Annotated in this window: 22 protein-coding genes and 1 pseudogene; 14 read left to right on the top strand and 9 right to left on the bottom strand. The window is 62.9% G+C overall.

Going from position 1 to position 22,167, the window contains the following annotated elements; translation table 11 throughout:
• From AAHB17_RS19855 to AAHB17_RS19810, 10 genes are read left to right on the top strand one after another with little or no spacing between them, the layout of a single operon-like run.
• Positions 1-555 (top strand): VOC family protein, encoded by a 555-nt coding sequence (locus AAHB17_RS19855; RefSeq protein ID WP_342132590.1) that lies wholly within the window; start codon positions 1-3, stop codon positions 553-555.
• Positions 556-561: 6 nt separating this feature from the next.
• On the top strand, positions 562-1,491 hold the full coding sequence (locus tag AAHB17_RS19850) for a fumarylacetoacetate hydrolase family protein (protein ID WP_342132589.1): 930 nt from the start codon (positions 562-564) through the stop codon (positions 1,489-1,491).
• Between the two features lie 11 nt (positions 1,492-1,502).
• Positions 1,503-2,039 (top strand): flavin reductase family protein, encoded by a 537-nt coding sequence (locus AAHB17_RS19845; RefSeq protein WP_342132588.1) that lies wholly within the window; start codon positions 1,503-1,505, stop codon positions 2,037-2,039.
• Positions 2,036-4,252: a rhodanese-like domain-containing protein gene (locus tag AAHB17_RS19840; RefSeq protein WP_342132587.1), complete on the top strand. Its 2,217-nt coding sequence runs from the start codon at positions 2,036-2,038 to the stop codon at positions 4,250-4,252. The genes AAHB17_RS19845 and AAHB17_RS19840 overlap by 4 nt, the downstream gene beginning before the upstream one ends.
• A gap of 39 nt (positions 4,253-4,291) precedes the next feature.
• The gene (locus tag AAHB17_RS19835) at positions 4,292-5,281 is read left to right on the top strand and encodes a Bug family tripartite tricarboxylate transporter substrate binding protein (RefSeq protein ID WP_342132586.1); all 990 of its coding nucleotides are present in this window, start codon (positions 4,292-4,294) and stop codon (positions 5,279-5,281) included.
• The gene (locus AAHB17_RS19830) at positions 5,278-6,027 is read left to right on the top strand and encodes an SDR family NAD(P)-dependent oxidoreductase (protein WP_342132585.1); all 750 of its coding nucleotides are present in this window, start codon (positions 5,278-5,280) and stop codon (positions 6,025-6,027) included. Before AAHB17_RS19835 ends, AAHB17_RS19830 begins: the two co-directional genes overlap by 4 nt.
• Complete coding sequence (locus AAHB17_RS19825) at positions 6,014-7,366, top strand: MmgE/PrpD family protein (protein ID WP_342132584.1); 1,353 nt, start codon at positions 6,014-6,016, stop codon at positions 7,364-7,366. Before AAHB17_RS19830 ends, AAHB17_RS19825 begins: the two co-directional genes overlap by 14 nt.
• Positions 7,363-8,436 (top strand): YeiH family protein, encoded by a 1,074-nt coding sequence (locus AAHB17_RS19820; RefSeq protein WP_342132583.1) that lies wholly within the window; start codon positions 7,363-7,365, stop codon positions 8,434-8,436. The genes AAHB17_RS19825 and AAHB17_RS19820 overlap by 4 nt, the downstream gene beginning before the upstream one ends.
• A gap of 36 nt (positions 8,437-8,472) precedes the next feature.
• A complete protein-coding gene (locus AAHB17_RS19815) occupies positions 8,473-9,174 on the top strand; it encodes a 3-oxoacid CoA-transferase subunit A (RefSeq protein ID WP_342132582.1) in 702 nt (233 codons plus the stop codon).
• A gap of 2 nt (positions 9,175-9,176) precedes the next feature.
• Entirely contained in the window at positions 9,177-9,818 is a 642-nt protein-coding gene (locus AAHB17_RS19810) for a 3-oxoacid CoA-transferase subunit B (protein WP_342132581.1), read from the top strand.
• Positions 9,819-10,333: 515 nt separating this feature from the next.
• Here AAHB17_RS19810 and AAHB17_RS19805 read toward each other — a convergent pair.
• From AAHB17_RS19805 to AAHB17_RS19765, 9 genes and pseudogenes are all read right to left on the bottom strand, one after another.
• Positions 10,334-10,450 (bottom strand): annotated as a pseudogene (locus AAHB17_RS19805) (DDE-type integrase/transposase/recombinase); the annotation flags it as partial.
• A gap of 450 nt (positions 10,451-10,900) precedes the next feature.
• Positions 10,901-12,406, bottom strand: a complete 1,506-nt coding sequence (locus AAHB17_RS19800) for a tripartite tricarboxylate transporter permease (RefSeq protein WP_342132580.1) — start codon at positions 12,404-12,406, stop codon at positions 10,901-10,903.
• Positions 12,407-12,419: 13 nt separating this feature from the next.
• The gene (locus tag AAHB17_RS19795; protein ID WP_342132578.1) at positions 12,420-12,881 is read right to left on the bottom strand and encodes a tripartite tricarboxylate transporter TctB family protein; all 462 of its coding nucleotides are present in this window, start codon (positions 12,879-12,881) and stop codon (positions 12,420-12,422) included.
• A 9-nt stretch (positions 12,882-12,890) separates the two neighbouring features.
• Positions 12,891-14,120, bottom strand: coding sequence for a cystathionine beta-lyase (gene metC, locus AAHB17_RS19790; protein ID WP_342132577.1), 1,230 nt, complete (start codon positions 14,118-14,120; stop codon positions 12,891-12,893).
• Complete coding sequence (locus AAHB17_RS19785) at positions 14,117-14,992, bottom strand: alpha/beta fold hydrolase (RefSeq protein WP_342132576.1); 876 nt, start codon at positions 14,990-14,992, stop codon at positions 14,117-14,119. Before AAHB17_RS19785 ends, metC begins: the two co-directional genes overlap by 4 nt.
• Complete coding sequence (locus AAHB17_RS19780; protein WP_342132575.1) at positions 14,989-15,567, bottom strand: cysteine dioxygenase family protein; 579 nt, start codon at positions 15,565-15,567, stop codon at positions 14,989-14,991. The genes AAHB17_RS19785 and AAHB17_RS19780 overlap by 4 nt, the downstream gene beginning before the upstream one ends.
• Entirely contained in the window at positions 15,564-15,959 is a 396-nt protein-coding gene (locus tag AAHB17_RS19775) for a RidA family protein (RefSeq protein WP_342132574.1), read from the bottom strand. Before AAHB17_RS19775 ends, AAHB17_RS19780 begins: the two co-directional genes overlap by 4 nt.
• 130 nt (positions 15,960-16,089) lie before the next feature.
• Positions 16,090-17,061 carry a LysR family transcriptional regulator gene (locus AAHB17_RS19770; RefSeq protein WP_342132573.1) on the bottom strand — a complete coding sequence of 324 codons (972 nt, stop codon included), beginning with the start codon at positions 17,059-17,061 and terminating at the stop codon, positions 16,090-16,092.
• Between the two features lie 134 nt (positions 17,062-17,195).
• The gene (locus AAHB17_RS19765) at positions 17,196-18,152 is read right to left on the bottom strand and encodes a Bug family tripartite tricarboxylate transporter substrate binding protein (RefSeq protein WP_342132572.1); all 957 of its coding nucleotides are present in this window, start codon (positions 18,150-18,152) and stop codon (positions 17,196-17,198) included.
• A gap of 307 nt (positions 18,153-18,459) precedes the next feature.
• Between AAHB17_RS19765 and AAHB17_RS19760 the strand changes: the two genes are divergently transcribed.
• The 4 genes from AAHB17_RS19760 to AAHB17_RS19745 form a co-directional block, all read left to right on the top strand.
• On the top strand, positions 18,460-19,521 hold the full coding sequence (locus AAHB17_RS19760; RefSeq protein ID WP_342132571.1) for a porin: 1,062 nt from the start codon (positions 18,460-18,462) through the stop codon (positions 19,519-19,521).
• Positions 19,522-19,523: 2 nt separating this feature from the next.
• Entirely contained in the window at positions 19,524-20,714 is a 1,191-nt protein-coding gene (locus tag AAHB17_RS19755) for a molybdopterin dinucleotide binding domain-containing protein (protein ID WP_342132569.1), read from the top strand.
• Positions 20,715-20,717: 3 nt separating this feature from the next.
• Positions 20,718-21,680 (top strand): bile acid:sodium symporter family protein, encoded by a 963-nt coding sequence (locus AAHB17_RS19750; RefSeq protein ID WP_342132567.1) that lies wholly within the window; start codon positions 20,718-20,720, stop codon positions 21,678-21,680.
• 112 nt (positions 21,681-21,792) lie between these two features.
• Positions 21,793-22,167: transposase (locus tag AAHB17_RS19745; protein ID WP_342132565.1), on the top strand; the 375-nt coding region annotated here is incomplete at its 3' end.

Here is a 22,167-nt window from a genome sequence, read left to right as displayed (position 1 = left end):
ATGAACACTACATCCCTCGATTTCAGCCATGTCGGCATCCACGTCTATGACATGGACGCGATGGTCGGCTTCTACCAGCGGGTGCTAGGCCTAGTCGTGACTGATCGCGGTAACCTGCCTGGCCGCGAACTCACCTTCATGAGCCGCAATCCGCGCGAACACCACCAGGTCGTGCTGGCAAGTGGCAGGACCGGCGCACGCGAAGACAAGGTGATCAACCAGATCTCATTTCGCGCTTCGAGCCTGGAGGAGTTGCAGAAGCTGTACACATGGGTGCGCAATGAGCCGCAGGCGAGCGGATTCCGCACGATCAACCATGGCAATGCCTGGACGCTGTACTTCCACGACCCCGAAGGCAATCGCCTTGAAGTGTTCGTTGACTCCCCGTGGTACGTGGCGCAACCCTGCTCCGAGCCACTCAACCTCGACACGTCCGCCGACGCGATCCGTGAACAGACGGAAGCGCTTTGCCGCCGCGACCCGAGCTTTGAACTGGCAGAAGTCTGGCGCACCAAGCTTGCCTCACGCATTGAATCCGGCATCCGCAACATTTGAGATCCAATGAAACTACTCACATTCTCTTCCGATACAGGCACCCACCCCGGGCTGCTTATTGAAGGCGACACCATTCTGCGCCTAGACACGGCCCTGCAACAGCACGGCATCAGTGGGATGAAAACTATGCTCGACGTGATAGCAGGAGGCGAGCAGGTGATGAAAGCTGTCCGAGCATTGGGTGCGGCAGACCACACTCGTCGTTCTCCCGAGCTGTATGTACCACTGGCGGCCGTCAAGCTCTGCGCACCCATTCCCCAGCCGCGGAAGAACGTTTTTTGCGTTGGACGGAACTATAAGGATCACATTACCGAGGCCGCAAAGGCGCGCGGCAAGGAAGTAAAGCTGCCGGAGCACGTGCAGTATTTCACCAAGCCACCGACCACAGTGATCGGACCGCATGACGACTACGAATGGGACGCCGAAGTCACGCAAAAGCTGGATTACGAGGTTGAGCTTGGACTGATCATCGGCAAACGTGGTCGAAACATTCCGCGCGACCGTGCGCTCGAATACGTGTTCGGCTATACCGTGATCAACGACCTGACCGCACGGGAGCTGCAAAAGCGTCACGACCAGTGGTTCAAGGGCAAAGGCCTCGACGGGTCGTGCCCAATCGGGCCCTGGATTGTTCCTGCGAATGAAATCGGCGACCCGCAGCAGTTGCGCGTGAGCCTTCGAGTCAACGGCGTCACGCGCCAAGATGCCAGTACCTCCATGATGATCTTCGACGTGCGGGAGATCATCTCCATATTGTCGCAGGGCCTCACACTTGAGCCGGGCGACATCATCGCAACGGGCACACCCAGCGGCGTCGGCTTTGCGATGGAGCCGCCCGCGTTGTTGCAGGACGGGGACCTGGTAGAGGCAGAAGTCTCGGGCATTGGCAAGCTGGCCAATCGCGTACGGCGCATTCCGCACGTCATCGCATCCTGAGGGCAGCATCCATGACGTCCATCAACCGGATCAGCAGCGACTATCGCCGGGCATTGCGCGGCTTTGCCTCGACCGTATGCATCGTGTCCGCGCGCACGGCCGCCGGCAACTGCGGCATCACCGTGACGGCGGTTTCTTCGGTTTCCATGGATCCACCGTCACTACTGGTTGCCGTCAACGAATCCAGCAGCATGCACGCAAGGCTACTGGAAGCGTCTCATTTCTGCATCAACATCCTCGGTGCCGAGCAAGTCCAGCACTCTGCCAACTTCGGGTCTCCCCTATCCATGGAAGAACGTTTCGAAATCGGCGACTGGCGTCTTTCTGCGGATGACGTGCCTTATCTGTGCGAGGCGCAGGCGAACATTTTTTGCAAGAAAGCCGACAGCCCCAAGTTCGGCACGCACAGCCTCTTCATCGGCTGTGTGTACCAGCTCGCCATCGGCGACGAGATCGCGCCGTTAATGTACTTGAACGGCAAGTACATCACGCCGTCTAAACTAGTAGAAGTCGCGCCTAGCCGCAAGACTGCGTGGGCCGCAACGTGAACAACGAACAATTCGATACGGTCACTGTCGCCGACCTTGTGACTCTGCTGCAAGGCACGAAGTTGTTCGCGCTGTTCGATGTCCGCGATGAAGGCATCTTCGCGCGCTCACATATGCTGTTCGCGAGTTCGCTGCCGCTATCCGATCTTGAAGCACGTCTGTATCGGCTGGTTCCCGCACGCGAGGTCCTGATCGTTCTGACCAGCGACAGTGGCGATGGCATATCTACACGCGCGGCACGCCGCTGTTCCGAACTGGGCTACCGCAACGTGCGCTTGCTCGAAGGCGGGAACCAGGCATGGGCTCAAGCGGGCTACCGTCTGTTCCGCGGAATTCACGTCCCAAGCAAAGCATTCGGGGAGTTGGTGGAGAGCCACTACCACACACCAATGATAGAGCCTGAGGAACTCCACCGGCTGCTCCAGTCAGGAGCACCTGTCGCCGTGTTCGACAGCCGGCCACCCCACGAGTTCCATCGCATGAGCCTTCCCGGCGCCCGAAATTGCCCCGGCGGAGACCTGCTGGCGGGGGTCGCGGGCTGCGTACCTGACGAGAACACGCTGGTGGTGATCAATTGTGCGGGACGCACGCGCAGCATCATTGGGGCGCAGTCGCTAATCACGGCCGGTTTTCCGAACCGGGTGGTGGCACTGAAGAACGGTACCATGGGCTGGCACCTTGCGGGGTTCGATCTCGAACATGGGCAGGCCGCGCTCGTCGAATCCCCGCCCCCGGAACAACTGCGGAAGGCCCAGATCCTGGCCGAACGTGTGCGGCAGCAATACGCCATTCCGGTAGCGAGCCTTGCCGCGCTACGCGAGCGAATGGCTAGTGATGGCGCTCTGATGCTGCTGGACGTGCGAGGACCTTTGGAGTTCGAACGCACGCATTTGGCGGGCTCGCGCAACGCGCCTGGCGGCCAACTGATCCAGGCGACCGACAACTATGTGGCACTCAGGAACGCCCCGCTGGTCCTGATCGATGACGACGGGGTGCGCGCTTCAGTTACCGCCTCGTGGCTCGTGCAACTGGGCTTCCGCGATGTGAGCGTGCTGGCGCATGAAGAAGCGGTTGCGGCGTTCCAGCGAGGCGGAGCCTTAAGCCACGTACCGCCGCACTTAGTGCCCGCGGTGGAGCGTATATCCGTCGATCAAGTTCGCAGCGACATCGAGGCGGGAACGACGCTCGTGGTCGACATCAGCCGAAGCGATACGTATTACAAGGGCCATATTCCAGGGGCGTTGTTCACGATCCGCTCTCGCTGGAGCGTGAGTGTCCCGCGGCTGCCTCGTCGGCCCTCCATCACCTTGGTGGCGGAAGACGAGGTGACAGGGGCCTTTGCCGCGGCGGAACTTGCCGCCCTTTATGGGGCTCCGGTTCGACTTCTGGAGGGCGGCAGCGAATCCTGGCGGGCCGCCGGACTGTCGATGGCGCGAGGGCTCGAGGACGCGTGCGATCCGCCGGAGGACATGTGGCACATACCATCGTCGCCCCTGGGCGGTGGCGAGGCCGCGATGAAGGACTATCTGAGCTGGGAAGTAGACCTGGCCAAGCAAGTAGATCGCGAGCCAGGAGCTCGCTTCCGCCTGGGCAGCAGTGTCGTACCCCCCGCGGTCGATTTCGAGCCGACGTGGGTCGATACTGACGAAATATTCCTGCGGCGCTGGTCGCCGCGGTCCATGAGTGGCGAACCGCTGGCCTCGGGCGAAGTCCGTGCGCTCTTCGAAGCTGCACGTTGGGCGCCGTCATGCAATAACAGCCAACCGTGGCGATTCGTGTACGCGCTCGCCGGCACGGCGGAATGGGACAGCTTCTTCGACGTGCTTTCCGATGGCAACAAGGCATGGGCCGATCGCGGTGCATTGTTGGCATTCATCTTGTCGACCCCGACCGATCAGCGCAGTGGAAAGCCGTTACGCAGCCATGCCTTTGACACGGGCGCAGCGTGGCAAAACATTGCTTTGCAGGGCCAACGACTGAACCTGGTTGTTCATGGCATGTTGGGCTTCGACCCCGAGCGCGCTCGCAGCGTCCTCAGGCTCCCGGACCAGCTGCAAATTCAGGCCATGTTCGTGGCGGGTCGCCCTGCAGCGGGCGAGGCACTTCCACCTGCACTGCGCGCGCGTGAGGTTCCCAACGCGAGGCTGCCTCTGAAGGTTCTCGCGTGGGAAGGGTCATTGCCTGCGGAGCTCGCAGGCGCCAGCGCACGCTGACCCGATTCACTACTTATCCAATTGCACCCGAGACCTAATATGAGAACATTTTCATTTTCCGCATCGCGCCGCACGACGCTCGTAAAGTTGCTCGGCGTGGCCTTTGCAGGCACTGCAGGTCGGCAGGCGTTTGCGCAGGCAGGCGGCCCGCTACGTTTCATCATCGCATCTACACCCGGCACCGGACCGGACACGATGGCACGTCTGCTTCAGCCGCAGCTGCAGGCTCGATGGCAGCGCCCCGTGGTGGTGGAAAACAAGGCCGGAGCTGGCGGCGTGATCGGTATCGACGCGGTGGCGAAGGCGACCCCAGACGGCACAACGCTCATGCTGCAGACATCCACGATGTTTCTACTGCCGCATTTCTACAAGCAGATCCCCTTCGACCCCCTGAAGAACTTTCAGCCAATCACGCAGGTGGGCTGGAGTACCTTCGCCCTCGTCGTGAACAACGATGTGCCAGCAAAAAACATCCAAGAGCTGGTTGCTTGGCTGAAAGAGATGAACGGGCGCGTGAGCTACGGCAGCCCTGGCAAGGGGACTGAGAACCATCTATTCGCGGAGCTGTTCCGTCAACAGACGGGCGTGGAGATGACCCACGTCCCGTACCGTGGCGCGGCCAATGCGATCCAGGACTTGATTGGCGGCCAAGTGTCCTTGATGTTCCTGCCCATCGCCACCGCCCATGTGCATGCCAAGACCGGGCGCATTCGCATCCTCGCCTGTACCAGCAAGGAGCGGTTCCCGTTAATGAAGGACATTCCGTCGCTGCACGAACAGGGCGTCACCGGCTTTGACTATTCCGTTTGGTACGGCGTATACGCACCAGCCGGGCTCGCTCCTGAGTTGGTGAACAAGTACCGCGAGGACCTGCATGCTGTCCTGAACAGTCGCGAGATAGTCGCTAAGTTCGCTGAGCAGGGGTGGAGTGTGAAGACGGGCTCTACGCCAGAGCTGGACGCGCTCGGCAAGATGCAATCAGCCAAGTGGCGTGAGGTGATCGCGCAAACCAAGGTGGAAACGGAATGAGCACTGCTACGGAATTCCCCGACGACTTCGGCGGTCGCGCTGTCTGGCTGGTCGGCGCTAGTGGCACGCTCGGCCATGCCATGGCCCGGTTGCTGTCCAGCCGCGGCGCGGTGTTGGCACTGTCGGGCCGCAAGGAAGGTGAACTTCAAAAGTTGGCCGAGTCTCTGCCAGCCCGAGCGATCGCAGTGCCTGTGAACCTGCTCCAAGAATCTTCAGTGCGCTCGGCAGCTTCTTCGGTTCGCGAGCAGCTCGGGCCGATTGGGTCGCTGGTTGTGTCGGTCTCCATATCCGCCTTCGGTGAGTTCCTGGAGATCAGCGAGGAGAGCTTCGCCTCGGCGATGGAGACGAAGTATATGGGGGCCCTGCGCGCGATTCGTGCAGTGCTGCCCGAGATGATCGAACAGCGCTATGGTCGCATCGTCACGATTTCTGGCGGCAGCGGAAGCGTACCGCGCCCAGTCCACATGCCTGGCGGCGCTGCAAACGCTGCCCTGGAATTGCTTTCCCGTGGCGTCGCCATGCGGTACGCGAACAATGGCATCCGCGTTAATGTTGTTGCGCCGGGGCCGATCAGTTCGCCTCGCATGCAGGCGATCGTGGCTGCGTCGGATGCTGCGAAACAAGGAGACGGCGATCGCCCGTCCGGACAGCCAGTAGATGTTGCAGAGGCGGTCGGCTACCTGCTATCGCCGCGTTCCAACTTCGTCAATGGCACGGTCTTGAAGGTTGACGGTGGCAGTCGCTGAATCGGTTTCGCGGAGCCTTGCCGAAAGGCTGCATTCCATCAGCTTTGATCGTCTACCCTCTGCGGTGGTGCAGCACGCAAAAGACCTGCTGGTGGACACCCGCATGGTGGCTGCCGCCGGGTTCATGCAGTCGGATGTCCAGGCAGCCGCCGAGCTTTTGATCGGGCAGGGCGGTCGAGCTGAAAGCGGGGTGTGGAGTGGTGCGGCCCGGATTCCTGCCCCCCAAGCCGCCTTCCTGAATGCGTTGGCGGCTTCTGCCCTAGACTACGACAGCCTGCATCTAAACGTCCATCCCGACGCCATCACGTTGGCTGCCGCTTGGGCGGTCGGCGAGCAGGTCCACGCAAGTGGCGCAGACACACTCCGCGCATTCATTTTGGGCAGCGAACTGATCTGCCGTCTTTCTGCCGCAGTGTCGGGGTCGCAAAAGGGCTGGACTATCGGTGCGGTACTCGGTACGTTCGGCGCCGCCGCCGTCGCTTCGGTACTGATGAAGTTGAGTGTCGATGAAACTGTTGCCGCCCTCGGCTTGTGCCTCAGCGTGGCTGCGGGCTCACAGCAGTCCAATGTGGAGCAGGTCCTCGCCAAGCGCATGCAGCCGGCTTTCGCCACACGCAACGGCGTTCAGTGCGCCGCTTTGGCGCGTATCGGCGTAACGGGGCCGACAGCGGTTTTCGAGGGCAGGTTCGGATTATCGGCCCTCTATTTCCCTCTGGATGTCGAAAAGATAGTTGACGGCTGGGGCGATCGCTACGCCATGCTGGAGACGGGGCTGAAAAAGTACCCGGTGTGTGCATGCAGCCATGCAGCGATGGACGCACTGGTCAGCCTGCTCGACGAAGAAAACATTGCTGCTGTCGACATCCAGCACATCGAATCAGTGATCTCCCCGTTCATGGATCGGCTTGTGGGCGCTCCTTTCGACCCGGACAAAAACCCACAGGTAACGGCACAGTTCTCGCTGCGATATGCCTTGGCCGTTTTGGCTTTGCGGCGGAAACTTGGCATCGCTGATCTGCAGGCTACCGCCGTTCGGGACCCAGCTATTGCCTCGATCGTGGACAGGATCACCCTTCGAACCGATTCGTCCAATATGGGTGAGCTTGCGCCCGCACGGGTGATCGTTACCACCACTTCCGGACTGCGGTACGAACGTGAGGTGCGAGACATGCCAGGAAGCAAAGCATCTCCGCTTTCGGGCGCAGAAAGAGCATGCAAGTTTCTCGACTGCGAAGCTGCGGTCTACACCGAGTACGCAGGCGGGCAACTTCACGAGCGTTTGGATGCGATGGCTGCTAGCCTGCAAACGATAAGCGATATTTCGGGGTGGTCCCTATGAAACTCGAAACTGGCGCCAAACAGAGCGACGCGGCGATCGACTTGCCGCCATTAAGCGGCGGCACGAGAACTCGTCGATTGTTCGTTGCCGCAGCGCTGCGATGGCCGGGCGTTGTCGTGTGCCTGCTGGTGGCGCTTGCAGCGACGTTCATCTCGGAACACCACGGCGGCCCTTCTTTACTTTACGCGCTGCTGATCGGGCTCTCTATCAACTTTCTGTGGGACCACGACGGTCTGCGTCCAGGCATAACGTTTTGCAGCCGTACAGCGCTGCGCGTCGGCGTGGCCTTGCTGGGTGCGCGGATCACCTTAAACCAGATGTCCCAGATCGGTGTAACCACCGCAGCGGGTGTGGCGGCGGCTGTTGCCGCGACCGTCTTGCTGGGCGTGGCCCTCGCGCGACTACTGGGGCAAGATCGCGATCACGGCCTGATCTCCGGGGCAGCCGTCGGCATCTGTGGTGCGTCTGCGGCGCTGGCGGTTTCGACCGTACTCCCCGCGACTCGCGAGAACGAGAGGTTCACGCTGCTGACTGTCGTGGGCGTGACCATCCTTTCGACGGTGGCCATGGTTGTCTATCCCTTGCTCCTCAAGTATGCAGGCGTGCCACCGCAGCTCGCAGGAATGTTCATGGGCGGCACCATCCACGACGTTGCACAAGTCGTGGCGGCAGGATCGATCCTTGGAGCCACGGCCGCGGACGCCGCCGTGATCACGAAACTTTATCGGGTGGCGCTGCTGGCCCCGGTCGTCCTGTGCATCGCATTGGTCGCTCGCAGGGGATCGATGTCGGTGTCGCGGATCCGGGTACCCCTGCTGCCCGGATTCATGGTGGCTTTCATTGCCTTGGTTGCGGTGGGTTCGACGGGCGCCATCCCGGTTTCGGCGACCAAAGCGGCGACGTCAATGTCCCAGTGGCTCTTGATCATCGCAATCGCTGCCTCTGGCGTCAAGACACGGCTGCAGGAGCTCGCCGAGCTCGGATGGCGGCCCCTCGCGATGCTCCTAGCAGAGACCCTTTTCATCGCCAGCGTCGTCGCTGTCTTGCTGGCTTTTGGCCGTGTGTTGTAGAGCGGCGCACTTTGACAGCCGACTAATCGAGACATCATGATTGACAAAATTGCGAGTTCCGTCGCCGAGGCGATCGGCCCGGTGAAGGACGGCTCCACCATCCTGGTTGGAGGCTTCGGTACGGCGGGCATCCCGGACGCGCTGATCGAAGGGCTGATCGAACAGGGGGGCAAGGACCTCACTGTCGTTGCAAACAATGCCGGCAATGGCTACACCGGGCTCGCTCGCCTGCTGCAGCAGGGCACGGTTCGCAAGATTATCTGCAGCTTTCCGCGGCAGGCCGATTCCTGGGTGTTCGACGAGCTCTATCGCGCCGGCAAACTCGAACTCGAGCTGGTGCCGCAAGGCAACATCGCGGAGCGCTGCCGCGCCGCTGGCGCCGGCATTGGCGCGTTCTATACCGCCACAGGTGTCGGCACGCCGCTAGGCAAGGGCAAGGAAGTACGCAACATCAATGGCCGCGAATACCTGCTGGAGTATCCGATCTACGGCGACATTGCCCTGATTAAGGCGGAAAAGGGCGATCGGTGGGGCAACCTGACCTATCGGCTGGCCGCTCGCAACTTCGGACCGGTGTTCGCTACTGCGGCAAAGCGTACTGTCGCTTCGGTGCACGAGATTGTGGAACTGGGTGCCCTGGATCCCGAGATCATCGTCACGCCTGGCATCTACGTCAAAAGCATCGTGAACATCCCCTACGTGCCCACACAGCCGGGCGGAATAAAAGAGGAGAAGTGAACATGACGCACTACAAGTTACGCAATCGGGATGAGATGGCGAGACGCATCGCCCAGGACATACCGGAAGGCTCACTCGTCAACTTGGGCATCGGCATGCCGACCATGGTTGCAAACCATCTGCCCAATGATCGAGAGGTGCTGCTGCACAGTGAGAACGGCCTGGTCGGCATGGGTCCCGCACCGCGCAAGGGGCAGGAAGACTACGACCTGACGAACGCAGGCAAACAGCCAGTGACGCTGCTACCCGGCGCGTCGATTGTGCATCACGCCGACAGTTTCGCGATCATGCGGGGTGGACATCTGGATATTTCCGTGCTGGGCGCTTTCCAGGTTTCCATCGATGGTGACCTGGCGAACTGGCATACGGGTGAAGAGGACGCGATCCCGGCTGTAGGCGGTGCGATGGACCTGGCAGTCGGTGCTCGCTCCACGTGGGTCAGCATGAACCTGTTGACAAAGAGCGGCGAGAGCAAGATCGTGCAGAAGTGCACTTATCCGCTGACTGGTGTTGGCTGCGTGAAGCGGGTCTACACGGACCACGGTACGTTCGAGCCGCACGGTGATCACGTGAAAGTGATCGATCTGATCGAGGGCCTGTCCATGTCCGATGCCGAAAAACTGGTTGGCCTGACTTTGCGCTGATCCTTCAAGCGCTCACTGTTTTGATTTTGTCCACTGACGCCTGACCGGTACCGTCACGGGCTATCGCCAAGTGGAAAACGTGAAACTTGCTAGCCTTTCCATTCTCGCTTGCCCGATGCTGTTGATGTCCCGGGAAGTGGGATAGGTCTTTGATGGACGGCAAGGCGCTGAGGCCCCACTTTTTCAATGAGAACGGCGGATTGGCGATCACGCAGTCGAACGTGGCCAGACGGTCGACCTCGAAGAAGGTTGGTCGCAGGACGCTTTTTCAGTGATGCTCCTGCTCTTGGCGATGGGGGACGCCGCTTTCCGGTCGGCTCACAGACCCACTCAAAATCACCGCTGGTAGCAATTTCTCAGCTTATCCGTCCAGAGTTCTCGGGTTTTGCGTTCCCACCCCGAGTACCCCGCTGATTCATTAGCCCCGAAATTCTCGTCTTATGAGGTCATTTACAGCCTGGTCAAGGCGTCAGGCTGTAGAACTGCTGCGCCACAGGTGTGATTGGCCCGTTAGGTCAGCTCATCTGATCCTTGCGGATCATGTGCATGGTCTCAATGCCAGCAATCAGGCGGCGGGCGGTGTGAAATGACTTGAAGCCCATCATGGGCCTGACCTGGCGCTTGTTCACCCGGCGTAAGCTTGAGTTTGCCAGTTGAAGAGGCAGTGGGGGCATGCCCCATTGACCCCGAGTACATTATTGCGAGAGAACCCTTCAGCCTGCGGTTGCATGTGGGTGGCGCATACACGCTGGCGCCCCTATACGACGTGCTCTCGGTCAGCCCCATCTCGGTGGCGGCAAGAACCAGCTGGCGTGCAAGAACGCCACGCTGGCGATGGCCGTGACCGGCAAGAACCGCCATTAGCACGTGGCCACAGTGATGCGGCGGTACTTCAACGCCTCCGCGGCTCGACGCTGCTGGGGCGAGAGCGCCGAGGACGTCTTGGCGATCCGCCCCGAGGCTTTCCGGCCGATGTGGTAGAGGCAATCTTAAAGGGCACGCGCGCAAATGCGAAACTGTTGCGAGATCAGGTAGTGCATTGAACACCTGAACGTCGCGGCCCAGTTGGTTCAACACCTTCTTCAATCCTCCACGAACGCTTCCTCGCGCCGGCGCCGCACGGCCGGCAGGGCCACCATCACGGTGAGCAGGAGCGATGCGGCCAGCAGCGAGGCCGCTAGTGGACGCTCCAGGAAGGTGCCCCACTGCCCGTCGGAGAGCAGCAGCGTGCGGCGTAGGTTCTCTTCCATCATCGGGCCGAGGATGAAACCGAGCAGCAGCGGCGCGCATTCGCACTTGAGCTTGTTGAACACGTAGCCAGCCAGGCCGCAGATCACGCCCATGTAGACGTCGAGGTTGCTGTTGTTCAGTGTATAGAGGCCGATGCAGCAGAAGCCGAGGATCGCGGGGAACATGAAGCGGTACGGCACGGTCAACAGCTTGATCCAGATGCCGATCATGGGCAGGTTGAGGATGACGAGCATCAGGTTGCCGATCCACATCGAGGCGATCAACCCCCAGAAGAGTTGTGGGTTACTGGTCATCACCTGCGGGCCGGGCTGGATGCCCTTGATGGTCATAGCGCCGATCATCAGGGCCATGACCGCGTTCGACGGGATGCCCAGCGTGAGCATGGGGATGAAGCTGGTCTGCGCGCCAGCATTGTTGGCCGACTCGGGGCCGGCCACGCCACGGATGTCGCCTTCGCCGAAGGTGCCGTTGGGACCCGCGAGCTTCTTCTCCATGGTGTAGGCCGCGAAGGACGCGAGCAGTGCGCCGCCACCGGGCAGCACGCCTAGCACCGACCCCATGGCCGTGCCACGCACCGCTGCCGGCCAGGCTTGCCGGAAGTCTTCGGCCGTGGGCCACCGGCCCTTCACGTCCTTGGTGAAAACTTGGCGAGACTCTTCGGGGCGGCTCAGGTTGGAGATGATTTCGGAGAAACCGAAGATGCCCATGGCGATAGCGACGAAGCCGATGCCGTCGGTGAGTTCGTGCACGCCGAAGCTGAAGCGCGGCACGCCTGAAATCACGTCGGTGTTGATCTGACCGAGCAGCAGGCCGAGCACGATCATGCCGATGGCCTTGATGACCGAACCCGAGGCCAGCACCACCGCACCAATCAGGCCCATCACCATGAGCGAGAAGTATTCGGCCGGGCCGAACTTGAATGCGAGTTCGGTGAGCGGGGGCGCGAATGCTGCGATGATGATGGTGCCGACGCAGCCCGCGAAGAAGGAGCCGAGGCCGGCGGCGGCCAACGCGGGGCCCGCGCGGCCCTGGCGCGCCATGGCGTAGCCGTCGATCGCGGTGACGACCGAGCTCGATTCGCCCGGCACGTTGATCAGGATCGCGGTGGTGGAGCCGCCGTACTGCGCGCCGTAGTAGATGCCGGCCAGCATGATGAGCGCGGGTGTGGCGTCCAGCGCGTACACAGACGGCAGCAGCATCGCGATGGTCGCCAGCGGGCCCAGGCCGGGCAGCACGCCGATCAGCGTGCCGAGTACGGCACCGCCGAACGCGTACAGCAGGTTCTGCAGGCTCATCGCCGTCTGGAAGCCCAGGGCGAGGTTGGAGAAGAGTTCCATGATGTCGTGTTCCTCAGGGGCGACCAATCCACGCGGGCAGCGCGGGGATGTTCAAGTTCAGACCGAGATCGAAGATGACCCAGCAGGCGACTGTGAGCACCACGGCGTTGAGCAGTACTTCCCGCCACCTGAACTCGCGGCCGGCTGAGCTGGAGATCACGATCAGCAGCGGCATTGCGAGGAACAGGCCGAGCCGGGGCAGCAGCGCGCCGAACAGCGCCACCGACCCCAGGATCGTCAGCAGCGGACGCCACGCGATGCCACCGATGCGTTCGGTTGAGGCAACGAACAGCGCGCGCAGCACGAGCACACAGCCTAGCAGCGCGAGCAGCACGCCAAGGCCAAAGGGGAAGTAAGCGGGTCCTGGTTCGCTGGGCTGGCCGAAGCTGTAGGCTGTTGAACCGATGGCGAAGCCGGCGCCGACGACGACGAACATGAGGCCGGCCAGGAGGTCGCCCGAGGGTTGGAGTTTCATGGGTTGCTTTCAGCTGTCAGGTCTTGCCTGCCCGAGCCGGTCGGCCAGAGCCGACAAGCCGAGAAGTAGGTCTTGTTGCAGGTCTTGTGTGTCTTCGAGGCCGATGTGCAGACGCACCACCGCGCCGCGTTCCTCCCAGCGGGACAGGCTGCGCGCACCCGCCACGTGGACGGGTAGCGCCAGGCTTTCGTAGCCGCCCCAGGAGTGGCCCAGCCCGAAGATCTGGAGGGCATCGCAGAAGGCGCAAGCATCGACCATGCCAACCCCGGCGTAGAACTCGATCGAGAGTAGGCCGTTGCCGCCGACGAAGTCACGTTTCCAAAGGGCGTGGCCTGGGTCGTCGGGCAGCATCGGTGTGTGCACGCGATACACCAGCGCCTGCTGCTGCAGCCACTTCGCTATCTCGAGCGAGCTGCCTGCCTGATGCGCCAGACGCACCGCTAGTGTGCGCATGCCGCGCAGGGCGAGGTAGGCATCGTCGGCGCTGATGCTGTGGCCCAGCAGTTCGACGGTGCCGTGCAGTGTGGGCCACGCGCTTTCGCTGGTCGACACGCAGCCCAGCATGGCATCGGAATGGCCGACCAGGTACTTGGTGCCGGCGATCACCGAAACGTCCGCGCCCAACGCGAGCGGGTGGTACAGCATGGCTGAGCCCCAGGTGTTGTCGACCGCGACGCGGATCGAACCGGCCTCGTTCTCATGCGCGCGCGCAATCCGCACCAACGCGGGCAGGTCGCACATTTCATAGACAAGCGAGCCCGGCGTCTCGACCCAGATTAGCCGCGTCTCGGGGCGGATCTTGTGGGCGAGGTCACTCAGGTTGGGGCTGAAGTAGTCGACCTGTACGCTGCGCTGCGCGAGGTAGTGCGCGCACAGCTTGCGCACCGGCTCGTAGCAGGTGTCGATCACCAGCACGTGGTCACCGGGTCGGGTGAACGCAAGGAAGGTGCAGGCGATCGCCGCGAGGCCGGAGCCGAAGAGCTTGCAGGCGTGCGCACCCTCTAGCCTGGCCACCACATCCTCCAGTGCGTGCGAGGTGGACGTGCCCTTGCGGCCGTAAAGCAGCGGGCGCTGGCCCGCCTGGTGGGCATCTAGGCTGGCTTGCAGCGTTGCCATTGAGTCGAACACGACGGTGCTGGTGCGAGCGACCACCGGGTTGACGGTGACGGCCGCCCCGGTGGGGCGCCCCCCGTGCGTCAACGTGGTGGCGGTAGCCCAGGCAGAGGGTGCGGTCGTCACGATTGCAGGTTCCTCGTGTCGACGAACTCATCCAGCGCGTCGACGATCGTGGTGGCGGTGAAGTCGGGGTTGTCGCCCCAGATCGAGTGGCCGGCGTTAGGGACGTCGACAATGCGCACACCGCGGTACTCGCGCTTGAGGCGTTCCACCGTCGAGTCGATCAGCACGTCGCTGTCGGCACCGCGCAGGATTACGGTCGGCGTTTCCACCGCGCGCACGGCGTCCCACATGTCGCGGGCGGCGCAGCGCAGCGTTTCAATGGCGGCGTCGCGTTCATAGCGCCACTCGAGGCGGCCGTCTTCCCGGGTGCGCAGATCGCCTTCGAGCGTGCGGCGGTGGATCGCGTCGGAGAAGCGCAGGCGCTGCGGCAACGTTTTGGAGAAGGCGACGGCTTCCTCGAAGTTGGCGAACTCGCGCGGGCGGGTGACGTGGGCATGCACCATGTGTTCGGACGCGGCGGTAGGCATCTCAAAGCTCAGGTCCAACAGCGCGAGCATCTCGACGCGTTCGGGATGTTGTGACGCGTACAGCAGACCCACGCGTGAACCGAGCGACGAGCCGACGATGCTGACGCGCTCGATGCCCATCGCGTCGATGAAGGCAGCGAGGTCGGCGGTATAGTCCTCGACTTGGTACCGGCCGCTGCCCACGCGTTGCGAGTCGCCGTGCGAACGCTGGTCCAGGCCGATCAGGCGGTACTGTGGGCCAAGGCGCTCGGCGAGCCAGTACCACACCTTGCCGTGCAGCGAGGTGCCGTGCAGCGCGATTATGGTGTGCGGGCCATCGCCCCATTGTTCGTAGTGCAGGCGCAGGCCGTTGGCCTGGACGAAACCGTCTCCGCGGTAGGGGGTGGCCGTTGTCTGTAGGGTCATGTGTGGTTTCCCGGTGGGTTAAAAGAAAAGGGCTGGCTGGTGCCAGTGGCGAGATCGAAAGTGCGCCGGTCGGGAAGGTCCGACAGGCTGCGTCCATAAACATGGAGATGGAAAGCGGCGTTGGGGCCGAGGACCTCGATGGCGTGGATGTCCTGCGGGCCGAGGGCTACTGAGGTGGACGCGTCGACGGTGGTTTCCCACCGCACCTGCAGGGGGCCCGGTGTGGCGGTGGGCCGTTCGTAGCAGGAGTTGCGTTCGCGGCCACGCACGCCGGCGATGAGCGCCCAGGTGGTGTGGTCGTGCGGCGGCTGTGCGTGGCCGGGAAGCATGGGTACGGCGTATGCGGCCAGTGCTTCGCTCTCGCTGTTGAGGCGGTACGCGTGCCACAGCTTGCCATCTGGAATCGGGAACACGTCGCTCGACCAGAGCTCGGTGCGCGATGCGAGGCCGCGCAACAATCCTTGCGCGGCCGCCATGGCCGAAGCGCTGAGCTGGGCGCGGTCGAGCAGCGCACCGATCGCGGCCAGACAGTCCCGCACTGCGCGTTCACGCTCGAGGGTCAGGGCGTGGTTCATGCCCGTGCAGGCCCTGCGGCCGTGACCTCGACCTCGAGGCGGTACGCCGGGTTGAACAGCGCCTTGACCACGAGGCCGGTCGAAGCGGGGCGGGCATCGCCCAGATAGCGCGCCCGCACGGCGACGTGGGCGGGTGCGTCGGCCGCGTCGGTCAAGTAGGTGACGACGCGGCAGATGTGGCTGCAGTCCATGCCCGCTGCGGCGAGCGCGATGGCGATGCGTTGCCAGACGACTTCGGCCTGGGTCTCGATGTCTGGTGGCACGCTGCCATCGAGCAGCATGGGGGTCTGGCCGGAGAGGTAGACGATGCGATAGCCTGCGGCGACCTCGACGGCGTGCGAATAAGCACTGAGGGGACGACCGAGCTCTGGTGGGTTGTGAATATCGAACATGGCGATGGACCGTTGACCGTGGATTTGTGTTCACCAGTGTGGTGAAACTGCGGCCGAGAATAGGTCTATCGCCGTACTTCGTCTAATCGAAATCAGTGTTCATGCAATGCGGTTTTTGAATCACCCTGATTCAGGCGGGAAGGGTTTCCTCGACGGTCTTTTCCGCGGCCTCGCGCAGCTTGCGCAAGGCGATCTCCACCGCGGGCGCGAGGCCCGCGTTGTTGCGCACGGCGATCACGTGCGGGCCGAGCGGGCTACCCAGGCTGATGGGCAGGATGCGCAGCTGGCCACGCTTGGCGTAGCTGTGCGCGATGGTCTTCTGCATGAAGTTGAGAAAGCCGTATTGCTCGATGAGAAGCAGATTGGCCACCAGCGGCGTTGATGACTCCACGGTGTTGGTGGGCATGCGCCCGACCTGTGCGAGGAAGAGTGCCTGCACGTGTGCGTGAAGCTTGCCGCCGCTGTGCGGCATCACCCAGGGGTCGTCGATGAGATCGGTCAGCTTGAGCGAGCGCGCGTGCGCGTGGCGGTGATCGCGGCTAGCGACAAGCACGAACTCGTCTTCGAACAAAACGGTTTGGTTGAGGTCCCTGGCGTGGTCAGTGTCGGTGACCAAGCGGCACAGCGCGATGTCTAGGCTGCCTTCGCGCACCCGTTCGACCAGCGGCATCTGCGGCAGTTGTTCAAGCGAGGCCCGTATCTGCGGGAACTGGCGCTTCATCTCGCCGATGGCAATGGGTAGCAGGCTCGCTGCGGGCGGCAGCAGCGAGCCGATTCGAACCTGGCCGTGCGAGCCCGAGCGCAAGGCCTGGATGTCGGAGTGGGCCTGTTGCACGTCAAACAGCACGCGCCGCGCGTGCTGGATCAGTGCATCGCCGAAGATGGTTGGCGCCATGCCGGCGTGCGAGCGCACGAACAGCTGTACGCCAAAGGCCGATTCCAGTTCGGCCATGGCGCGCGTGGCGGCCGGTTGCGTGAGGTGCGTCTGCGCAGCGGCTTTGCGAAGCGACTGTGTGTCGCCGAGGGCGTCCAGAAGGATGAGTTGGCGGAACTTGAGTCGAAACGGCAGCGCTTCGACGCTCGGGGCAGATAGATGTGCCATTGCAGCCTCAGTGAGTCGGGTTGTGGTGCAACCCTTTGGGGGTGATGTCGCGAACGACTCACCGGCATGCAATTTTCGAACCAGCAAGGGGCGGCAACACCCGTCACCAGCCCTCGGTCAGCGGCGACGCGCAGTCACTGCATCTGAAGGCCCGCGGCAGTGGCGACCTGCTTCCAGGCGTCGATGTCCTTGAGAAGCATGGCTTTCGACTCGTTGGCCTTCACCGCAACTGGGGTGAAGCCCAGCTTGCGCAGGTCTGTCTTGAACTGCGCGTCGGCGGTGATCGCGTCGAACGACGAAGTCAGCTTGGCCATCACCGGGGCTGGCACGCCCGCGGGCGCGAACAGGCCGACCCAGGTACCGCGTTCGAAGGGCAGGCCCGATTCCGACAGCGTGGGCACGTCGGGGAAGGTGACGTGGCGCGTCGGGCCCGCGGTGGCGATCACGCGGATCTTGCCGGATTGCACATAGGGCGTTGCCGAAAACGCATCGCTGATCACGAAGTCGAGCAGGCCGCCGGCGAGGTCGGTGACGGCCGGTCCGGAGCCCTTGTAAGGCACGTGGCGCATGGGAACGCCCAGACCCGCCTTCATCACCTCACCTGTGAGATGACCGAACGTCGCCTGGCCGCCGGTGCCGAACTTGAGTTCGCCCTTGCCGGCCGACAGGACCTTGAAGTCCTGGATCGTCTTAACCGCGCTGGCCACGGGCACGGCCATCACGAGGCCGCCCTGCGCGAACACACCAATCGGCGCAATGTCACGCGCCGTGTCGTAGGGCATGGTTTTCTTCACGGCGGGTTGCACGCCCAGCGTGGCGGCGATGCCGATGACTAGCGTGTAACCGTCGGCGGGCGACTTGGCCGCGTTGTCGATGCCGATCACACCACCGGCACCAGCCTTGTTGTCGACGATAACGCGCGTGCCGAGCTGCCTTGACAGGGCATCGGCGATGAGCCTGCCGCTGGCGTCGATGGATCCGCCGGGCGCCGACGGAATGACCAGCTTTACGATGCCGCTGGGGTACGCCTGTGCCGATGCGGTGGACACGACACCCAGCGCGCCGGCGGAGGCCAGCGTGGCGGACAGCATGGCGCGGCGCATGAGGCGGCGGCCCGTGCGGTGAACTTGGGGTGCGAGAAGGCTCATAGATCGGTTCCTTGAAAGAAAGGGGATGGGGACGATCACCAGAATAGGTCGGGGCGGTGATCTCGACCAATCAAAAAGTGCGTTCAGGTATTTCAGTTCTGGCATCGCTCTTGCGAAGGAGCATGCAAGAACTGATCCATTCGCGACGTTTCGGTGAATCAAAACCCGCATCGCGTGATTTCGAATCTCGATTATTCAAGTCGCAACCCGATTCCTAGACTGCGGGCCTTCTCATCCAAGGAATTACCAAATGCCTACTGCCTCACGCTGGATCACCGGGATCGGAATCGCAGGTACTTGCCTGTTGAGCTGGAATGCCGCCGCAAATAACTCGTCTTCGGTGATCGTGTACGGTGCCATGGACCTCGCATTCGAACGCGCAGACAACGGACGCGACACCATCAGCCGGCTCAGCTCCGGCATGAACAGCGTGTCGCGCTTCGGGTTTCGTGGCACCGAAGACCTGGGTGGTGGCCTCAAGGCCAACTTTCGCATGGAGACCGCCATCAACGCCGACAGCGGCACGGCGGCCAATGCCGACAAGGCCTGGAGCCGCTGGCTGCACGTCGGCCTCTCGGGTGACTGGGGCGCGCTCGACATGGGACGCATGTGGTCGCCGACCTTCATCATCGGCCAGTCGTCCGACCCGCTGGCGCGCAACCGCACCTCGTTGCTCACCAACATGTTCCTGACCCAGACCAGCGCCAACGCGACCGCTTCCACGCCGGGCTTTCTGGACAACGCTATTCGCTACACGACTCCGCGCATCAACGGCTTCTGGGGTGAAGCGATGTACTCGTTCGGCGAGGCGACCAACTCGTCGGGCAACGGCACGGGCATGAACGTGCAGTACCAGTCGGGCCCGCTGTACCTGGGCTATGGCTACCAGTCGATCAACAGCGGCACGGCTGCGGCCCCAGTGGCGAACCCGCAGGCCAACGTGTCCCACTTCCTCAGCGCGCGCTACACCCTGGGCCCCGTCACGCTGTACGGCACGTACAACGAGAACAGGTCCGATTCCGCCGCGATCCTGGACAGCAAGAACTTCAGCACTTCGGTGCGCTGGGTGGTCAGCGGACCGCACGCCGTGCTGGCACAGTACGCCCGCCGTTCGGTGAGCAACTCCACCATCAAAGCCGAAGGCCTGCAACTTGGCTACGACTATGCGCTCTCCAAGCGCACCGTGGTCTACGCGCGTTACGCCACGCTCAAGAACAAAGGCGCGTCGCGCATCACGCTCAACGGCAACGCCTTGCTCGCGGCGGGTGACGACCCGTCGACCATGTCGGTTGGTATCACTCACTTCTTCTGAGCGTGGCACCCGACTGGCAGCCGCACAGCGCGCACTGGGGTGATTTTTCGGGCGCATGTGTGGATGGACATATGCACGTACGTCCGCATCGCAACGATCCGTACCCCAACGCACTGATCGAAAACCAGCCAGCAGCCTTGCACCGCAAGGAGCGGGTGTGCCACCCGTACGTGCGCGCGGACTGGTTGCGTGATGTGCCCGATGCGGATGCAGGCCGACGCAGCGATGCCTATGTTCGCGTGTCGTGCGACGAAGCGCTGGACCTGGTGGCCGGCGAACTGCGCTGCGTGCAGCAGGCGCATGGCCCAGTGGCTGTGTTCGGCGGCTCTAACGGCTGGTCCGGTGCGGGAAGTTTTCACTACGCTAGCAGCCAGATCCACTGCTTCCTGGCCAGCGCGCGGGGCGACTACAACATCTTTGCCGACCTGGCCGCGCGCGAGGAGTTCACCGAAGGTCGGGCGCGCGCGCAATGGTTGCGGCATCTGTACGGCACTAACTGCGAGAAGGCGAGTGCCATGGGTCACGCCATGTCAGACGTCGACCCGTACTGGCAATGCGGCGGGACCCGCCTGCCACATCAGGCGGAAGATGGCGGCATCATGCAGGCGTTCCGGAACGATCCGGTCCAGCACCCGCAGCCGACACCGACCGGCAAGATCCAGATCACCACGGCCCACGCCACCGCGTTCGGCTACGTCGATTGCCCTGGCCAACCGACCTGTCCCAAACCCGAGGATGCACCGACCCCGCACTGCCCGCTGCTGCTGCTCGCCAACCAGCCCGCATCGCGCCGGCACAGCCAGCTCGACTTCGGTGCGCAGAGCGTGTCGACCAAGCGCGGCGGCCGTCAGGTGTGCATGGTGCACCCGGACGATGCCACGGCGCGCAGCAGCGCAGAGAGCGACACCGTGTTGCTGCACAACTGCCGCGGTGCATGCCTGGCCAGTGCGACCCTCTCCGACGCGGTGTTGCGCAGTGTGGTCCAGCTGCCCAACGGTGCCTGGTTCGACCCTCACGTCGACAGCGATGGCTGGACCGTCTGTGTGCAGGGCAATCCGAACGCAGTGACACGCGACAAAGGGACTCTGTCCCTCGCGCAGGGGTGCGTCGGTCAGCTCACGGCGGTTCTTCTGCAGGGCTACGATGCCCCAGTGCCTGCCATCCACGTCTTCGACCCACCCGCGATGGTCTGATACATGCCGCGTTCGGTTTTTCTTCCTGACAAATTCACCTTGTCTCTGGTTGCGGCCGTGGGACTCGCGAGCACTTTGCCCGCGCGCGGCGTGGTGGCCGATGTCCTTGGTGTGGCCACCACGCTGGCGGTGGGGCTGCTGTTCTTGCTGCATGGCGCGCGCCTGTCGCGGCATGCCATCCTCGACGGGCTGTTGCACTGGCGGCTGCACCTTTTGGTGTTCGCCTGCGGGTTCGTGCTGTACACATTGCTCGGCCTGGCCCTGCGGCCGGTGTTGTTGCCCCTGGTCACCCCTGCGCTGTACAAAGGCGTGCTTTACCTGTGTGTGCTGCCTGGCACCGTGCAGTCTGCGATCACGTTCGTGTCGATGGCGCGCGGCAATGTGCCGGCGGCCATTTGCAACACCTCGGCGTCCACGATGCTCGGGGTGTTTATCACGCCGCTTCTGGTTGGTTTCATCGTGGTGCCGGGCGCAGCGGCCGCGTCATCCTTCGATTCAATCGGCCGCATCCTCATTCAGCTCATGGTGCCATTCGTGGTCGGACATCTGCTGCTGCCGTGGATCGGTGGCTGGGCGAGCCGTCACGAAAAGACGCTGAAGCTGGTGGACCAGGGCTCCATCCTGCTGGTGGTGTTCACCGCCTTCAGCGCCGCCGTGGTAGGCGGGCTCTGGGGACGCATTCCGACCACTGCGCTGGGTGGCCTCGTGCTGGTGTGCTTGGTGCTGCTGGCGCTGGCACTGCTGTGCACCACCTGGCTGGCGCGCCGTCTGCGCTTCAACAAGGCCGACGAGATCGCGATCGTGTTTTGCGCTTCTACCAAAGGCCTAGCCAGCGGCATCGCCATCGCCAGCGTTCTGTTCAGCGCGTCGGTGATGGGTATGATGGTGCTGCCAATCATGCTGTTCCATCAGATCCAGCTGATGGTGGGCGCGGTGCTGGCTAGGCGGTATCCGGGTGGGGGATGAGTGTGGAGTTACGTCCACGTCGTCGCGAGGAGGCTGATTGGACGCAAAGTTTGCCTAGTCTTACTGTGTCATAAAGTGTAATAGTCGTCGGCATCTCTGCTATTGGGTGGCGATGGATGCTTCGGTCCACTTTGATCGGTATATGGCTCGCCTCAGTCAGCCGCTGGGGCATGCTGACCGTCGTGCGAGATTGAGGTGCTATTGCACTGGTTTGATGCTGCCTTTGCAGTGCAAGAGCGTGGAGCCAATGGCGGCGGCGGTGGATGTCGAGCACGTCAGTGCTCGGCATCAAGTGCTGCAACATATCGTTGCCAAGGCGGATTGGGATAATCGGTTGCTGCTTCGCAGCGTGGCACAGTGGGTGGTGCCCCACATGGATTTCAGCGCCGGCGGCTACTGGGTGATCGATGACACGGGCTTTCCCAAGAAAGGGAATCACTCCGTGGGCGCCGCTTGTCAGTATTGCAGCGTTCTCGGCAAACAAGAC

This window comes from Hydrogenophaga sp. OTU3427, assembly GCF_038440225.1.
Taxonomy (GTDB): domain Bacteria; phylum Pseudomonadota; class Gammaproteobacteria; order Burkholderiales; family Burkholderiaceae_C; genus Hydrogenophaga.
Note: the sequence above shows the minus strand (reverse complement) of the source record. Positions and strands in the feature narration are given on the sequence as shown.

Bases quoted from the DNA above. Each gene is read 5' to 3' on its own strand.
- AAHB17_RS19820 (WP_342132583.1), top strand. From the start codon at position 7,363: ATGAAACTCGAAACTGGCGCCAAACAGAGCGACGCGGCGATCGACTTG.
- AAHB17_RS19800 (WP_342132580.1), bottom strand. From the start codon at position 12,406: ATGGAACTCTTCTCCAACCTCGCCCTGGGCTTCCAGACGGCGATGAGC.
- AAHB17_RS19795 (WP_342132578.1), bottom strand. From the start codon at position 12,881: ATGAAACTCCAACCCTCGGGCGACCTCCTGGCCGGCCTCATGTTCGTC.
- AAHB17_RS19815 (WP_342132582.1), top strand. From the start codon at position 8,473: ATGATTGACAAAATTGCGAGTTCCGTCGCCGAGGCGATCGGCCCGGTG.
- AAHB17_RS19810 (WP_342132581.1), top strand. From the start codon at position 9,177: ATGACGCACTACAAGTTACGCAATCGGGATGAGATGGCGAGACGCATC.
- AAHB17_RS19770 (WP_342132573.1), bottom strand. From the start codon at position 17,061: ATGGCACATCTATCTGCCCCGAGCGTCGAAGCGCTGCCGTTTCGACTC.
- AAHB17_RS19850 (WP_342132589.1), top strand. From the start codon at position 562: ATGAAACTACTCACATTCTCTTCCGATACAGGCACCCACCCCGGGCTG.
- AAHB17_RS19835 (WP_342132586.1), top strand. From the start codon at position 4,292: ATGAGAACATTTTCATTTTCCGCATCGCGCCGCACGACGCTCGTAAAG.
- AAHB17_RS19845 (WP_342132588.1), top strand. From the start codon at position 1,503: ATGACGTCCATCAACCGGATCAGCAGCGACTATCGCCGGGCATTGCGC.
- AAHB17_RS19765 (WP_342132572.1), bottom strand. From the start codon at position 18,152: ATGCTGTCCGCCACGCTGGCCTCCGCCGGCGCGCTGGGTGTCGTGTCC.
- AAHB17_RS19760 (WP_342132571.1), top strand. From the start codon at position 18,460: ATGCCTACTGCCTCACGCTGGATCACCGGGATCGGAATCGCAGGTACT.
- AAHB17_RS19750 (WP_342132567.1), top strand. From the start codon at position 20,718: ATGCCGCGTTCGGTTTTTCTTCCTGACAAATTCACCTTGTCTCTGGTT.
- AAHB17_RS19830 (WP_342132585.1), top strand. From the start codon at position 5,278: ATGAGCACTGCTACGGAATTCCCCGACGACTTCGGCGGTCGCGCTGTC.
- AAHB17_RS19855 (WP_342132590.1), top strand. From the start codon at position 1: ATGAACACTACATCCCTCGATTTCAGCCATGTCGGCATCCACGTCTAT.
- AAHB17_RS19775 (WP_342132574.1), bottom strand. From the start codon at position 15,959: ATGTTCGATATTCACAACCCACCAGAGCTCGGTCGTCCCCTCAGTGCT.
- AAHB17_RS19785 (WP_342132576.1), bottom strand. From the start codon at position 14,992: ATGACCCTACAGACAACGGCCACCCCCTACCGCGGAGACGGTTTCGTC.
- AAHB17_RS19780 (WP_342132575.1), bottom strand. From the start codon at position 15,567: ATGAACCACGCCCTGACCCTCGAGCGTGAACGCGCAGTGCGGGACTGT.